The sequence below is a fragment of the Variovorax paradoxus genome (assembly GCF_022009635.1).
Taxonomy (GTDB): domain Bacteria; phylum Pseudomonadota; class Gammaproteobacteria; order Burkholderiales; family Burkholderiaceae_C; genus Variovorax.
In genome coordinates this window covers 533481-548292 of sequence record NZ_CP091716.1, presented here as the reverse complement: position 1 = coordinate 548292, position 14812 = coordinate 533481, and the positions used below count along the sequence as shown (strand labels likewise).

Sequence of the window (14812 nt, the reverse complement as noted above, 5' to 3'; positions counted from 1 at the left end):
TCAGCGGCGCGTGGACAGCGCATAGATGGAGGAGCCCGCGGTGCCGGCCGACGCGGGCGTGAAAAGAGTGAGCGTGTGCGAGCCAGGGTTCAGCAACACCTGAATGCCGCCAGTTACCGTGGTTCCGCCAATACCGGCGCCTAGCCACTGGAGCGCGCCATCGACGGTCAACGAAACTGGTGCCGTCTGCGAAACAAAGACCGAACCCAGAATGAAGGTGTGCAGCGGCTCGCTGCCGGGCACGTGGTGGTTGACCGACACCACATTCGCCCCCGACGAAGCAAACGACGGCACGGTAACCGCCTGCCCACGCAGGTTCAACGTATCGATGACGTCGACTTGATTGATCGTCAGGCCTTCGTTCTGCAGGTTGAATCCGGGCCCCCAGAGCCGGAACCGCCCCGTGGCGTTCTGCATCTGCAGGCCCATGCCGTTGCAGGTCATGTCGACGAAGGTGTCGCCGCTCGTGTGGCGCGCCAGGATCCATCCCCAGCCGCCGTCGTTGAACCACTTGTTGGCACTGCGCAGATAGCCCCAGCCGCCCACGCCGTCGCCCGAGATGTCCACCTGCCCCGCAGTGACGTAACCCAGCCGCGACGTGATCGCCGACAGCCGGTCGACACTGATCGAACGCGCCAGGATCGAGCCGTCCACGACCAGCGTACCGTCGATGCCGACTGTCGGCGAACCACCCACGGCCCCCACCACGAAGGGGTACTTCGTGACACCACCGGCCGTCTGCTGAGCTATCGCGAACCGGTCGACCAGCACGGTGAAATTGCTCTCCTGGCCATCGTTGTTGAGCAGCACGCCCGCGACCTTGTTGCCGGCCACCACCTTCAGGCCCCACTTGGCCGACAGACGGCCGGTCTCGTCGGCGCGCACCTGGGCTTCCTGGTCGATGGCCGCCTCGGCGCCGTTCACGCGCACGGACAGCGTCGTGCGGGCCGCCGCTTCCGCCGCGTCGGCGGCCGCGCGGGCCACCACTTCCTCTCGAATGGCCGCCACCGCACCGCGGTCGCTGGCCTCCGACGTAAATGGCGTGACCGGGAAGCGCCCTTGCTCGACCTTCACGAAACGCACGCCCATGCCGCCACCCGCCGCATAGCCGCTCCACAGGAACACGGCCTTGCCCGTGACCGCTGCGGCTGGCGCAATCGCCTCCACCGCGAAGTCGTTGCGGCGGAGCTGTTCGTTCATGAAGCCGTGCCGCCCTTCCTTGAGCGTGTCCGTGATGCCCAGCGAATGGCCGGTCAGGTCGAAGAACTCGAGCGCGAATCCGCTCTGACCCACGTCGCTCTGGAACATCGAGTCGCCCGAACCCGCGTACCAGGTCCCGGGCTTGACCGGGAAGCTGGCGCTGACGAGCCTTCCACTCGCGGGCGCTGCGGCATGAAGCCTTGCCGATGCGCCCCAGTCGTCTTCCATCACCTCCCAGGCGTTGCCCTGCAACTCCCACTTGTCGAGGTCGAACTCGAACCCGCCGTTGAAGATCAGGTTGGCACGCACATAGCCGACCGCGCGAGCCGAGACGATGTCGATGCGCTGCGCCAGTTGCTCAGCCGTGTCGGTGACCACTTTCTCGACATGCGTGATCGCGGTGCCGCGCTCGATGGCCTCGTCGATCAGACGCTCGCTGATGCCCGAGTTGACGTTCAGCAGATCGGCAACCTGCTCGTCCAGCCCCTCCTGCAGCTCCTTGATCGCATCGTCGATCGTCGGCAGCGACGCAAGCTGCACATACCCCGCATCACTGGCATTGCCACCGATGTCGAATGCAGTGACCCAGTAGATGCGCGTGGCAGCCACGGGCTCGGTTCGCACGAAGTTGAGCGAGCCCGTATGGCCGATCTCGACCGCCTCCGCCAGCGTCGGCCCCACCTTGACGATGTATGCCGAGATCGGCTGTGTCGTGCCGCAAGCCTGCCAGGCCAGCTCGATCTGCGCACCCCACACCTCTCCGCGCACGATCGGTTGCGCGGGTGGCGCGATGTCGATCGTGGCCGAGATCGGAATGCCCCAGACACCCTGCGTATTGCCGTGCTGCGCCCAGACCTTCACCGTCCCCGCCGGCAGCCAGCCGATGTTGGCATTCAGGGCCTTGCCGGTCCATCGCTCCACCGCCGTCTCGAAGGTCGGGCCGATGAAGATCCGCGTCGCGCCCCATTCGAGCAGGTCGATGCCCGTCGGCGCGGACCAGCGCGCCATCACGCCGGCGGGCTCCACGGCAAGGCTCAGCCCCTCGACGTCGCCCGGCTTCACGCTCGCACCCTGCAGCGTGTGCGTCACCATCGTCCAGTAGCTCGACGCATAGGCCGTCATGAAGCGCACGCGCACCTGGTACTCGCCGTGCACCTCGAGGCCGAGCAGGAAGGTCTCGGTGGCCGTGCCCGGCAGCGTGGCGCTCTGCCAGTCGCCCACCGGCGTGGTCGTGCGCCACTGCACCTGCACGTTGCCGCCGCGCAGGACGGCGTCTTCCACCGACGCCGACCAGCTCACGCGCGCGCGGATCACCAGCGTGCCGCCCTGCTGCACCATCTGCTCCTGGCCGCTGCGCACCTGCAGGTCGAGCGGAGGCTGGGGCAGCAGGAACGGGTTCGGCAGGTTGGTGTTGGGCGACGGGTCGCGCAGCACCTCGTCGGCGGTGTCGTAGAAGGCCTCTTCGTCCTCGATGACCTGGAACGACAGCGGCGAGCTCATCGAATAGCTCCAGTCCTGCACGCGGAACGGCTTGTTGGCAAAGCCGTAGAGCGCGCTCGAGAGCACGATGCGATCACCCGGCTGCAGGTGCCACGCCAGCATCTTCGGATGGATCTGCAGCACGAAGCCGCCGCGGCTCTGCTCCACCAGCACGCGCGCGATCTGGTGCGTGCGCGCATGGGCGGTGGTGAAGGGCAGCACCAGGTCGAGGAACTTGTCCTTCTGGTCGCTCTCGCGGAAGACGGCGTTCTGGTACTGCTTGAAGTCTTCCGACACGCCGTTGCGGGTGAGGTTGACGTAGGTGCCTCTTGCGCCGTTGTAGCGCGCGGTGCCGGGGTTGCAGGTCTGCACCACGGTCATGGGCGCCAGCAGGTCGTCGTCGGTCATCGCGAGGACAGGCGTGGTCCACGCGCCGGCCAGGATGCGCCACACACCGCCCGACTCGAGGCTGTAGCCGGCCATCGTGTCCTCGAGCTGCTGGCGCGTGCTGTCGCGGTCCTGGTCCGAGCGGAACATGCCGTCGCAGGTGTAGCGTGCAACGCTGCCGCCATAGTTGGGCCGATCGGCCGCCACCGTGCCGGGGTTGTAGATGGCCGTGTCGCAGGCGTTGGCGGCAACGATCAGCGCGTTCTGGTCGATCTGATCGTTGGACGCGAGGTAACCTTCTTCCGAGCGCAGGAAGTCGGCCAGGCACAGCGCGGGGTTGCGGCTGTACGCCGTCGCGCCGGTGCGCGGGTCGTAGACCTTCTTGCCCTTCACGTTCGCGGTGATGGTGGGCAGGCCGCCCTGGAAGCGCTCGACGAAGAGGTTGAGCGTGACAACGATGTACGTGTAGCCGCTGAGCTTGTGCGCTTCGGTCCACAGGCCTTTGCTGGCAGGCCACGGATCGAGGTTCTCGCGCATGTACGCGTCGGCCGTGTCGACGCCGTCGGGCGACAGGTGGATCTGCACGTTGACGCCCGGCACACCGCCGCCGATGGCTTCCGAATCGGTGACGATGAATTCGGGGTTAGACGAATAGCCCCTCGCATCGAGCGCGCCGAGCGAAACGCCTTCGATCTGGATGTCGGTCACGGCTTCGCAGGGGTGCGCCGCCAGCACCATCACGACATGCTTCAGGTGGCTGTACTCGCCGCCGGTGAGCACCGCCACCACTGCGCCGCCGACCGGTGCGGGCTCACCGTAGATGACGGTGTGCGGCGCATCGGAAGCGATGATCGTGGTGGTGCGCTCCTTGATGTTCGCGACGTCTTCAGCGAGCTTGCGGGCTGCCGCAGCCTTGGCCTGCTTCTTGGCCTGCATGTTGCCGTAGGCGCTTGCCACGATGGAGAGCGCTGTAGAGACGATCATGCCGCCAACGGCAACCGCCGACGTGGTCGCGCCCACCGCGGTACCGATCGCACTCAGAATCGAAACTGGGTCCGCCATAGCGGCAGTGCAGATCCCCAGCAGCGCGCCAAGAACAAGAGCGAAACGAATCAAACGCGCCATGTGGCAACCCCCGCGGTAAGTGGCAAGAACACGAGCCGGTCCGCCGCGGGCGCGGCGATGTGCCCACCCGTGCAGATCCCGAAGCTGTAGCCCGACACGCGCCCGACCTTGCCGCCGCTGCGAGCCAGCACCACGTCACCGCGCTGCGCCATCGCGCCGGGCAGGGGAGGGCCGAGCCGCGCAGTAGCGGCCGACATGAAGCCGCCCGCCGCGCGCACCGCGCGCAAGGCGGCCAGCAGATGCTTTCTTCCGATGGGCGCATCGGGTGCGCGCAGGTCCGCGAGCGGGTCCTTGCCCGTGCGCTCGATGACCCAGTCGGCCGCGATATGCGCGCAGTCGTGCCGGAAGTATTCGAAAGGTGCGTTTCTTCGCACCGCGATGAAGTCGTCCAGGTTCTTCGTCATGTCATTTGCCTCGTGCTCGGGCCCAGTAGTTCAGGGCCATCTGCAGGTACTTGTTGACCCACACGGTGGGCGACCCGATCATGGAATTCAGGTACTCGAAGCCGCGCTCGCCAGGGTGCTTGACCTGGTGCTGGGCATCGTTGGTGCGCAGGGACGCGGGGTTGGAACGCACGTCGTAAGACGCGGTGCGGCAGTCCATCGCGATCTTTGCGGTGGAGCCGTCGCGCTCGATCTTCATCTGGTCCATCACGCCCGCGAAGCGCAACACCGGCTCGCCGCTGATCTGCAGCGTGGCGGCATCGAGCAGCGCGATCCACACGCGCACGCCGCGGTCCTGGTAGTCGCTCGGGTCGCCCAGTGCGAGTGCACGCGTGCCGATGTCGACGGGCGACAGCGTGAGCGTCAGTTTCTCGGCGGCGCCGTCTTCGCTTTCGTGAAGCTCGCCGATGGAGCCGAGGTTGCCCACGCCCTGCCACGTCTCGCCCATCACCTGAAGCGACAGAGGCCAGTTGGTGAAGCGCGCGGTGCCGCTTCGCAGCTTGAGCTCGACGAGGGCCAACTGGCCGTACGTCTGCGAGCGCGCGGCTGCCTGAAAGCCGGAGCTGGTCTGGATGGTCATTGTTCCCACGACTCCATCAGGTCCAGGCTGAAGCCGCCCTGCGTGCGCGACTCCGAAGCCCAGGAAGCCTTCGTGTCGACCCGCCGCATCAGGCAGGTCGGACGGTCCCACACGACCGCGCTGCCGGCCACCACGGGCGTGCGCAGCACGGGCTCGAAGCGCACCGTGATCACGCCGGCGGCATCGGCCACCGCATCGGCCTGCACATGCAGCATCTGCCGGTGGTTCGACGCCTGGTTGACGCCGATCCAGTCGCCCTGCAGCAGCGTCTTGCCGGCCTCGGAGGCGCCCATGCGGATCGTGAGCTCCGCCGCGCCCGCGGCCGCGGCGACCGCGGTCCAGACACCACGCGCGGTGCCTCGCGGCACCGGCTGCAGCATGTCGTGCACGGCCAGCACATTGACCTGGCCACGCATCGAATGCACCAGCACGCGCCAGGCAGCTGCCTCGCGCATCAGCGGAATGCGCTCCTCGCTCACGAGCGAGCAGGTGCGGCGAGCCGGGCCGAGCACGGCCACCTGCATCGCGCCCGACTCGCTGTTGCTGAAAGTCAGGTCATAGGCCTGGAGTCCGAAGTCCTGCCGCTTCACCGGCAGATCGGACGGGAGTGTCACGATGGTCATTGGGGGAGCACCTTCACGCGCTTGAGTTGTTCCATCTGGCCGCGGTTGTTCTCCGCGAGCAGGCGTTGCATGTCGGCCATCACCGCGCCGCGATCGGAACGGGCGTCGATGTGGAAGACGTTGGAGGGCGCGAACTGGATCGCAGGCGCGGCGCTCGCACCACCCGGTGCGCTCACGCCGAGGCGGCCGTCGGAGCCACGGCGCAAAGGCATGATGGCTTCGGGCCCCGCTTCGCCCATCAGGCCGATGCCGTTCGCGAACGGGAAGAACGTGGGCTGGCCGACCACGCTGTTGGCGTAGGCGTGCAGGCCGGGGGACGAGAAGACGTTGCCGTTGGCGCTCTTGACGCCGAAGAAGCCGAGCACGGTGCTCACTGCACTGCCGATCCAGCTTCCGCCGGAGCTTGCGCCAGCGGCTGTGCCCGCACCCGCAGAAGACCCCTTGAACAGGCCCGAAAACCATCCCGAAAAGGCCTCGACGGCCGGCTTCAGTGAAGCGTCGTAGAGCGCATCGGCGACCGACGAGACGATCTTCTTCTTCAGGGACTCGCCCATCTTGTCGAGCGCGTTCTCCTTGCCTTCCAGCAAGTTCACGAAACCCTCGCGGAAAGCACCGCCGATGTCGTCGGACATCTTGCTGGCCTTCGCTTCTCGTTTGGTCTTTTCCTTGTCGGCTGTTTCGATTCCTTCGCTACTGCGAGTGACTTTCAGCAGTTCCTTCTCGGCATCGATGCGCGCACCCAGCGCCTCGAGATAGCCCGGAATCACTTGCTCGGTGTTGTCCAAGTCCTGGTATTGGCGCTCCAACTGGGCAATGTTCAGTTCCTTCAGCGCCGACTTGGTTTTTCCGTGGGCGGTGTTCTGGGCGTCCAGTGCCGTCGTCTGCTCGAGTACGCCGGAGGTGGCCTTGCGCATGCTTTCGAGCAGCGCTGCCTGGCGTGCTTGTTCGGGGTCAACGGACGCGCGCTCCGCGGCTTCGCTGGCCGTGGCCTGCGGTCGTGCAACTTCGCTTGCCTCACCTTTGCGCACACCTTGCTTTGCCTGATCCGGTGCGCCTGCTTTGCAGCCACACACAACCTCAATGCAGGGGCGCAGTCCAGCCCCCTCGGCATGCTGAATGCCGGCGCTCGCGCTGCGGGACATCGATGCCTTCGTGGTCGAAGCACCCGCGCTGGAAGCCGACGGGGGGGACGCCTTTCCACCTTGGAGAGCCACGACCTTTCGAGCGATCTCGTCTGACTTCTTGTCGCTCTCGAGCGCGTCTTTCGCATCCAGCTCGGCACTGACTGCCGCCTTTGCGCGACTTGCACTCTCTCCCTGCGATGCAGCCGACCTGGCCTGCTGCGCTTGCAGTTCCCTCAGCTTTTCACTGTCCCGGTTCCATATTGACGCTGTAGGTCGCAGCGGATATCCAACAGCGGCTCCTCCTTGCGTTTCGGCCATCGGAGTACCCGCACCGCCATCGCGGCGAAGCCGGTTGTCACGCTTCGTAGAAGCTCGGTCATAGTCTTCCTGCAGTGTGGTGCCGCGGCCGACGTTGCGCACGATGTCCTTCGGGCGATCGCTGAATTCACGAAGACGCAGCAGCCAGCTATCGAAGAACGTCATGTCGTCGATCTGCTGCCGGGCCCGCTGGTCTACCGCCACAGCGAAGGCTTTTTGAGCAACAGCGGCAGCGGCTTCCTTCTGGCCTTGCCCCTCAAGGTCACTCATTCGCTTGGCGACGTCCGGAGTGAGGTAGTTGCGCCTCTTGTTGAGTTCCGCAGAAGCCTTCACGGGCTCGTCCGCCAGCTTGGAAAAATTCTCCACAGCATCCTTGATCGAGACGCCCGACACCCGGTTCATCTGCACGACCGCGGTGGCCGCCTGTTGCAGGACTTGGCCTTGCACCTGGCCCGAGGCGACCAGGCTGCTCAGGGCCTCGGCCGCTTTTGCACGCGATCCGCCGGTGGTGCCTGCGATCTCGACTTCCATTCTGCGGAGCTGGTCGTTCGTTACCCCGGCATAGTTGCCACTCGACGTCCTCGCCCGCGAATACGCAGCCTCTTCCCTCATTCCGTCGACAGCGCCCTCGCCCACATAGCGCGTCGCCTTCACGGCGAGTTCGATGCGCGGTTCGCGCCGAAGGACTGTCAGCGCCAAATTCGCGACCTCGGCAGCGCCTGCGAATTCCCTCAGCGCATTCGTTGCAGCAGGTACCTCTTTTGTCACCGCCGAGGCATTTGCAAGAATTCCAGTTGTTTGTTCAGCAGCCATGTCTGTATGGTCCGTTTGAGCTAAGAAAAAAATGAGGCCGACATCCGCCGGCCCCATGCTTCTTCGATTGGCCGTGGGCCCGCGTCGGCGCTAGGCGTTCAGCACCGCGATGCCTTCGTCTTCCATCACCTGCAGCTGCAGGAACACTTCGCGCTGCCGCGCGCGCGGAATGCCCAGGCGCCTCATGGCGACGTCGACGGCGCCGAAGTCGAGCCCCTGGAACCACGCGCCTGCCGCACCCGCGACGACCCGCCACTGCGTTCGGCAGGCATGGAACACCTCGAATGCATCCTGGTGTTCCGGCCATAGCTCGAAGGGTGGCGGGCCGCCGCCGTTGGCCGTCGACGAGACGAGCCGGGTCGGGTCGAGACCGAGCGACGCGCACTGGCTTCGGAGATCGTCGTCCAGCTCGTCGTGGACGCGATGCTCTGCTCCGAGCACGAGGCGCGCGGCGCCTCTCAGTTTTTTACCGCGGCCGGGTAGGCGTGCTCGAAGTAGCTGTAGGCAATGGCGGCCTCGAAGGACGGCCACTCCTCCACCGCCGCCGCGCGGTTCTCGGCGGTGCAGATGAAGGGCGCGCCGTCGTCGCCGTCCAGGCCCTTCCAGTCGGCCAGCACCATGTCGAGCAGTTCCCTGTCGGTCAGGTCGCGGCCGTCCAGGCGCTTTTGCAAGATGTCGTTGTCGGACTTGGTCAGGCGCTTGAAGACGGCGCTGAAGCGCACTTCCTCGACCTGGCCGTCGCCGGGCACGCGCATCAGCACCGGCGCGACGAAGGTCGGCTTGACGGCGATCTTGAGTTTCTGGGGCATCTCTGTCTGTTCCTCTGTGCAGTGGTGAGTGGCGGAGAAGCTCAGCGCACGACGATCGACCACTCGTCGTTGCCCGCGCCGGTGGGCACGAACTCGAGCGGCACGGTGATCATCTGCACGCCGTCGACGTCGCTGAAGGTGGGCTTGCCGATCTGCGCGCGCGGCGACAGGAACTCGACGACGTTGCTCGCGCCCTGGCCGTGCTTGAGCGCCAGGTTCACGCGCTGGCTGGCGCGCGCCATGCCGATCCAGTCCTTGGTCGCGACGGAGGTGTTCTCGAAGGTGACGGAACCGGTCGATACGCGCGCGGTGATGTCCACGGCGTCGACGGTCATCAGGTCGCGCTTGACGACAGTGTTGCCGGCGTCGAAGGCGAAGGCGTTCGCGGCCACGCCCAGGCCGTCGAGCGTGAGGGTGGTGTTGGCCTTGTTCACGCCCAGCGGGTCCATGAACTTCGTGTAGTCGGCCACGGGCAGCGGCGCGTCTTCGGCGGGCACGAACAGGCCGGTGAATTCGAACTGCCACTTCGGGATGCCCTTGGCATTGATGGTGGCCTTCACGTTGCCGTGCGCGTCGGTCATCTTGTAGACGGTGCCGTCGACGTTGCCGTAGATGGTGAGCGACTCCAGCGCGTCGGTGGCCGGCGCGAAGGTGGTGCTGACGCCCGCGGCCGTGGTGACGGCGATGGCGCAGCCGCGCATCAGCGCGGCATAGCCGGGCACGTCGCCGGCGGCGGCCACGCCCGCGATCTCGACCGAGAAGGCGATCTTGCTGTACTGCGTGACCAGCACGGAGCCGCGCGAGCCGAAGTACGGGCGCACGTTGTCGCGCTGGACCACGTCGCCTTCGATGGGGGTCAGCGTGACTTCGCTCACCAGGATCGCGTTGGCCGCGCCCGTGGGCACCGCGTCGGTGCCGCGTACCGTTTCAGCCTTGGCCAGGATGGCCATCTTGCGCATGAGTTTTGCCATGTCGGCGTTCTCCGTTGGTTGGTTGGTTTGGGTTGTCGAAAGGAAAGATCTGCCTGCGTGCAGTCAGAGGTAGTGCCAGGTCCGCAGCTGCAGCGCGATGCCGTGGCAACGCACGCCGCAGAAGTTGACGAGGCCGGTGCCGTCGACCTGCACGCCATCGGTGCGCTTGTCGTCGGTGAGCGGTCCGGAAGCGCATGCGCCGCCGAAAGTGGGGTCGGCGCGCACGGCGTCGCGGATGTCTTCGACGAGGGCGTCGAACACCAGCTCCGAGGCAGCGGCGTCGTCGAATGCGAGCAGCCCCTGCACGGTCCAGGTGTCGACGCTCATCGTGCGGCCGCTGTTGACGCTGCGCTCCTCGGTGGCGGTGCGGCGCAGCCACCAGCCGCGCAGTTGCTGGCCGCCGCCCGGCAGGTCGTACATGAAGAGCGCGCGTAGCGCGGCTTCGTCGGCCAGGGAGCGCTCTCGGTCGTGCACGCGACCGACCTGAGGCACGGTGTTCAGCGTCTGCACGATGGCGCTGCGAAGAGTGTCGAGACGGCTCATGCCTGGGCTCCGTTGGGTGTTGATGGGTTGGTGTATGAACTGTCGCGGCGAAGGCCCGAATGGCTGAGGCCGACATCCGCCGCCCCCTTGCATCCGTGCATCAGTTGCCGCCGGGTCCGTTGCGGAACCACTGCTTGACGGCCTCCGCGAGCAGCGCGGTGCCGATGGCCATCGCGCCGCCCGAGGCGGCGCCGAACACGGCTGCGCGCTGCTCGACCGTGCGCAGCCGGCCGTCGAGCGCGTCGAAGCGCGTGTCGAAGCCATCCATGCGGCGGTTCTGCCGGTCCTGTCCGTCCTTCAAGGCCTGCACCAGGCCGTGGATCTGGCCGAGCAGCAACAGCTCCTGCGTGCGTGCGTGGGGTTCGCTCATGGGGCGGGTCTTTCTGTAAGGAACTCGATCAGCGCGCGGTACCGGAGCCGGTCCGCGGCGCATGAGCGGGCGTTGATGTCGTGGTTGGTCCAGGCGTCGTCGACGGTGAGGCCGGAATCAGCAGCACAGGCTTCGACGGAGGTGTCAGCAAGTCCGCAGGCACCCGCGGGTACGTCGGTGCCCGCGAGGGCGCTGTTCCACATCCAGACAGCAGCAAGGCTGAGGCGATGAGGGCCATCGGCATGCGGTTCGGGCGCAGCGGCCGGCGCGGTGCAGGCGGTCTGCCGCGCGCGGCGCTCGGGAACGGCGGGAGGGAGCACGAGAGAAACGCGCTGGCGCAAATCATGGGTCGGGCCTTCGAGAGAGAGATAGCTGGACTGCAGGGCGCTCGCGCCGAGCTGGTACTTCGCCGAGGCGGCGCGTCCGCGCTCGTACTCGGCCTGCAGGTCTTGCGCGAGCTGCGTGGCACGCTGCGCTTCCTTCTGTTGCCAGGCGGCGCGCTCCTGCATGCGGCCGGCACCATGGATCGCGAACGCGCAGGCCGCGAGCAGCAACGCCGCGACGGCGCCGGCAACGAGGCCGGCCCAGGCCCTGGCGGTGAGGTTCATGGCGCATCGCTCCCCATGCACTGCGCATGCAGCCTGAGGCGGTCTTTCCAGATGCCCGCGCAGGTCTTGTTGCCGGGCGCCGAGCAGTCGGTCTTGCCGACGTACTTCCAGCCGAGGATGGCGTTGCACGCGCCCGCGTAGTCACCCGCGTTCAGGCGCTGCACGAGCACCGAGGTGCGGCCCTTCTGGCCGCCGGTGCAGAAGTTGAAGGCGCCGATGTTGTAGGCAAGGCTCACGTACGCGTCGTACTCGCGCTGGTGCAGCGGCACCTTCACGCATTGCTTGAGTTCGCCTTCGTAAGCCTGCACGTCGCGCAACGCGCGCTGCAGCGCGGGCACGGGCGTGATGGTGTCGCCCAAGCGCACGCCGGCCGTGGTGCCGAAGCCGATGGTGGGCACGGCCGTGCCGTGCACCGGATCGGGGTAGGCCTTGTCGCTGTAGCCCTCGCGCGCGACGATGCCGATCAGCCCCGCCGCGCTCAGCGCGAGCGCGGCCAGCAACTGGCGCGGCGCCTGGCCGCGCTGGTGTGTTTGCTGCTGCTTGAAGAGTGTTCGAGTGATGTCGTTGCCCATGACCCGAATGGTCGGGCGAAGGGGTCAAACGACTGAGGCCGACATGAGCCGGCCCCTTTCTTCATTTCTGTTTCAGTGCGCCTTGCGCGCCGCGCCGTGGCGCCTGTGGCGGCGCGTCAGATTTCGCCGCCGTGCCAGACGACGCGGCCGCTGATGTGCAGTTCCGCGGCCTGCTCGGCGCTCAGCACCTGCGGCTTGTACGCGGGGTTGTAGCTGATGATCTGCAGCCCGCCGGTAGAGAAGTCGCGCTGCAGCACTTTCACGTAGTCGTGGCCGTCGAGCTGGATGACGTACACGCCGTCTTGGTCGAGCGACTTGGTGGCGGTGTCGACCAGCAGGATGTCGCCGTTGTTGATCTTGTCGGCCATCGAATCGCCGCGCGCATGGACGATGCGCGCATGCACCGGCTTCACGCCCTTGCGCGCCATCCACGAGCGGCTGAACGCGAAGCGGCCCATGTGCTCCTGCGAACCATTGATGGCGCCGCTGCCGGCGCTCACGCGCACGTCGAGCAACTCGACCAGCACGAAGACCTCGTCGTCCAGCCCGCTCGACAACTGGTTGGGCGGGTTGGCGGGCTGGAAGGGGTTGAGCTCGGACGGATCGACCCCGAGCGCCAGCGCCATCACGTAGAGCTGCTCGAGGCTGGCGTCGCTCACGCCCCGCTCGATGCGGCCCACCGTATTGAAGTGCAGGCCGCTGCGCTGGGCGAGGTCGTCGATGGTGAGGCCCTTCTGCTTGCGCAGATCGCGAACCCGCGCGCCTTGCGCGAGAGCCAGCTCGCCGACGCGAGCCTTCACCTGGTCGTCGTCGGGTGGAGTGTTGATTTGCGGCTTCACGATAACTTTGATTTGTGCGAACGCGCACATCCTAGACACGTGCAGGTATTTTTTCAACCTGCACGATGTCTGAAATCGTGTAAATGTTCGTTTTCATGTTTCTCTTGATTGTGAAAACCTGATTTGTGTGCATAATCAGGTCCATCGACACGAAACAACACATTTTGATGGATTGGCACCCTGCTCAGGTTAAAGCAGCACTTGAAATGAGCGGAACCAACCTATCCAAGTTGGCAAAACAACACGGATACGCGCATATCAACGAGGTTCTGAACCGCCCATGGGTTGCGGCAGAGCGCATCGTGGCCCGTGCCTTGCGGGTCGCGCCGGAGGCGATCTGGCCGAGCCGCTATCTGCGGCCGCGCGACCGGGGCATTGCGCTGACGCGCAATCCGAAGGGGCTGGAGCGTCCCGGACGGGACGCAATGACGGATGTTTGCCAAGAGTGCCCGACGAAGGTTGCAGCCTTCATCGGGCGTGCCAGTGAACTGAGCAGTGCCACGAGCGAGGAGGAATGTACTGTGAGAAAACGCTTTGACAAGACCAAAGGCCGCGCGCGCCGGACAGGGGGCGCGTGATGGAAGACACCACCCCCGACTGGTTCGTAGCCAAGGCGCTGATGGCGCTGGCGAACCGCCGCGCCGAAGCGGCACAAGCCGAAACCGCCGCTCCCGCCACCGCGCCCGATGCGCAGGTCCGTGAAGCGGACCCGTTCGCCACCCGCCTGTGGAACCTGCTGCGCATCCGCCGCGCGCTGACGGCCGACGAAGCCGCGGCACTGCTGCTGGCCGATGCGGAAGCCGACGAAGACATCGCGCAAGGCCGCCGCCAGGCGGGTGCGCTCATGCTGTCGTGGTCGCGGCAATGCCCGCAGGCCGTGCGCATGGATGCGCGCCGCGTCGACGGCCTGAAGCGCTACGCCCTGTTGCGCGACATCGGCGCCACGCCGCCGGCGCCGCGAGGGGAGGCCCGATGACCGGCACGCCACCTCCCTACATGCACGAGGCGTGGTTCGCCTTGCTGCAGCAAGCCTGTGCCGGGCGCCTGCGTTCCGAGGTCGCCGCGCAGCTGCACATCAGCCCCGCCGCGGTGAGCCAGGTGCTCAACGCCAGCGGCAAATACGGCGCCGGCAAGGCGCGCACCGACCGCATCGCCCGCCGGGTGCTCGACACCTTCGGCGGCCCCGCGACGAACGAGGAGACAGCAGCATGAGCACGGCAACATCCGACATCGAACTGGCAGCCGCCGTGCGGCGCGCCATCGCCACGCACCTCGAAGCGCACGAGGCGGCCTCCGCGCAGGAACTCGAACGCATGCTGGCCGTGCACGTCGCGGGCTACCGGCCCGAAGCAGGCGGCAATACGCTGCGCCAGCAACTGACGCAGCTGGCCCACCGCGGCCACGTGCACAGCGTGACGGCCGGCGGCCGCCAGTGCTGGAAGCGCGGCCCCGGCCCGCTGGCAGGACGCATCGCGATGGCGCGCCGGGTGCTGCGGCTCGACACCAGCGTGTACGAACCGGCCGCCGCCACGGTCGTGCGGCCTGGCGCAATGGACTTCGCCCGTATCCCGAGCCTGCTGCTGGGCCGGCGTTCGCTTTATTGGGGGACCTCACGATGAGCACCGCCACCGCTTCCATCAACGCTCAGCAGGTGCTCGCCGAACTGCGGACCCGCCCGGGCCGCGACAACGGCATCCATGTGCGCGACCTCGTCGCGCGCATCACCGGCCAGGCCGCGCCCGCACCGGCACTGGAGCGCCGCGTGCGCGAGTTCGTCTCGGCGCTGCGGCTGCAGGGCGAGCAGATCTGCGGCAAGCCCGACACCGGCTACTTCATGGCCGCCAGCGCCGCCGAGCTCGACGAGACCTGCCGCTATCTGCGCAGCCGCGCCGTTTCCGGCCTGCTGATCGAGAGCCGCATGCGCCGGGTCTCGATGCCCGCGCTGCTCGGGCAGCTCTCGCTTTCCGCGCCCAAGAACAACAACGCCACCGACAACGTCAACTCCTGA

General features: G+C 66.9%; 18 protein-coding genes. 5 read left to right on the top strand and 13 right to left on the bottom strand.

Annotated features, from left to right (window positions below):
* The 13 genes from L3V85_RS02745 to L3V85_RS02685 all read right to left on the bottom strand — a co-directional run bounded on the left by L3V85_RS02745 (position 1) and on the right by L3V85_RS02685 (position 12804).
* The gene (locus tag L3V85_RS02745) at positions 1-4050 is read right to left on the bottom strand and encodes a phage tail tip fiber protein (RefSeq protein ID WP_237677894.1); all 4050 of its coding nucleotides are present in this window, start codon (positions 4048-4050) and stop codon (positions 1-3) included.
* Positions 4051-4178: 128 nt separating this feature from the next.
* Entirely contained in the window at positions 4179-4595 is a 417-nt protein-coding gene (locus L3V85_RS02740; RefSeq protein WP_237677893.1) for a DUF6950 family protein, read from the bottom strand.
* A gap of 1 nt (position 4596) precedes the next feature.
* Positions 4597-5214, bottom strand: coding sequence for a hypothetical protein (locus L3V85_RS02735; RefSeq protein WP_237677892.1), 618 nt, complete (start codon positions 5212-5214; stop codon positions 4597-4599).
* On the bottom strand, positions 5211-5837 hold the full coding sequence (locus L3V85_RS02730; protein WP_237677891.1) for a hypothetical protein: 627 nt from the start codon (positions 5835-5837) through the stop codon (positions 5211-5213). The genes L3V85_RS02735 and L3V85_RS02730 overlap by 4 nt, the downstream gene beginning before the upstream one ends.
* On the bottom strand, positions 5834-8092 hold the full coding sequence (locus L3V85_RS02725; RefSeq protein ID WP_237677890.1) for a phage tail length tape measure family protein: 2259 nt from the start codon (positions 8090-8092) through the stop codon (positions 5834-5836). Before L3V85_RS02725 ends, L3V85_RS02730 begins: the two co-directional genes overlap by 4 nt.
* 90 nt (positions 8093-8182) lie before the next feature.
* Positions 8183-8533, bottom strand: a complete 351-nt coding sequence (locus L3V85_RS02720) for a DUF1799 domain-containing protein (RefSeq protein ID WP_237677889.1) — start codon at positions 8531-8533, stop codon at positions 8183-8185.
* Positions 8534-8550: 17 nt separating this feature from the next.
* Positions 8551-8901 carry a hypothetical protein gene (locus tag L3V85_RS02715; protein ID WP_237677888.1) on the bottom strand — a complete coding sequence of 117 codons (351 nt, stop codon included), beginning with the start codon at positions 8899-8901 and terminating at the stop codon, positions 8551-8553.
* Between the two features lie 41 nt (positions 8902-8942).
* Positions 8943-9872 carry a hypothetical protein gene (locus tag L3V85_RS02710; RefSeq protein ID WP_237677887.1) on the bottom strand — a complete coding sequence of 310 codons (930 nt, stop codon included), beginning with the start codon at positions 9870-9872 and terminating at the stop codon, positions 8943-8945.
* A 63-nt stretch (positions 9873-9935) separates the two neighbouring features.
* Positions 9936-10415 (bottom strand): hypothetical protein, encoded by a 480-nt coding sequence (locus tag L3V85_RS02705; protein ID WP_237677886.1) that lies wholly within the window; start codon positions 10413-10415, stop codon positions 9936-9938.
* A 100-nt stretch (positions 10416-10515) separates the two neighbouring features.
* On the bottom strand, positions 10516-10785 hold the full coding sequence (locus tag L3V85_RS02700) for a hypothetical protein (protein ID WP_237677885.1): 270 nt from the start codon (positions 10783-10785) through the stop codon (positions 10516-10518).
* Positions 10782-11393: a hypothetical protein gene (locus L3V85_RS02695; RefSeq protein WP_237677884.1), complete on the bottom strand. Its 612-nt coding sequence runs from the start codon at positions 11391-11393 to the stop codon at positions 10782-10784. The genes L3V85_RS02700 and L3V85_RS02695 overlap by 4 nt, the downstream gene beginning before the upstream one ends.
* Positions 11390-11965 carry a lysozyme gene (locus tag L3V85_RS02690; RefSeq protein WP_237677883.1) on the bottom strand — a complete coding sequence of 192 codons (576 nt, stop codon included), beginning with the start codon at positions 11963-11965 and terminating at the stop codon, positions 11390-11392. The genes L3V85_RS02695 and L3V85_RS02690 overlap by 4 nt, the downstream gene beginning before the upstream one ends.
* 116 nt (positions 11966-12081) lie before the next feature.
* On the bottom strand, positions 12082-12804 hold the full coding sequence (locus L3V85_RS02685) for an XRE family transcriptional regulator (protein WP_237677882.1): 723 nt from the start codon (positions 12802-12804) through the stop codon (positions 12082-12084).
* A gap of 167 nt (positions 12805-12971) precedes the next feature.
* Here L3V85_RS02685 and L3V85_RS02680 point away from each other — a divergent pair, with 167 nt between their 5' ends.
* Genes L3V85_RS02680 through L3V85_RS02660 form a run of 5 tightly spaced genes read left to right on the top strand, consistent with a single transcriptional unit; the run spans position 12972 to position 14812 of the window.
* Positions 12972-13382, top strand: a complete 411-nt coding sequence (locus tag L3V85_RS02680; protein ID WP_272934681.1) for a helix-turn-helix domain-containing protein — start codon at positions 12972-12974, stop codon at positions 13380-13382.
* Entirely contained in the window at positions 13382-13780 is a 399-nt protein-coding gene (locus tag L3V85_RS02675; RefSeq protein ID WP_237677880.1) for a hypothetical protein, read from the top strand. The genes L3V85_RS02680 and L3V85_RS02675 overlap by 1 nt, the downstream gene beginning before the upstream one ends.
* A complete protein-coding gene (locus tag L3V85_RS02670) occupies positions 13777-14016 on the top strand; it encodes a hypothetical protein (protein ID WP_237677879.1) in 240 nt (79 codons plus the stop codon). The genes L3V85_RS02675 and L3V85_RS02670 overlap by 4 nt, the downstream gene beginning before the upstream one ends.
* Positions 14013-14423 carry a hypothetical protein gene (locus L3V85_RS02665; RefSeq protein WP_237677878.1) on the top strand — a complete coding sequence of 137 codons (411 nt, stop codon included), beginning with the start codon at positions 14013-14015 and terminating at the stop codon, positions 14421-14423. The genes L3V85_RS02670 and L3V85_RS02665 overlap by 4 nt, the downstream gene beginning before the upstream one ends.
* On the top strand, positions 14420-14812 hold the full coding sequence (locus tag L3V85_RS02660; protein ID WP_237677877.1) for a hypothetical protein: 393 nt from the start codon (positions 14420-14422) through the stop codon (positions 14810-14812). The genes L3V85_RS02665 and L3V85_RS02660 overlap by 4 nt, the downstream gene beginning before the upstream one ends.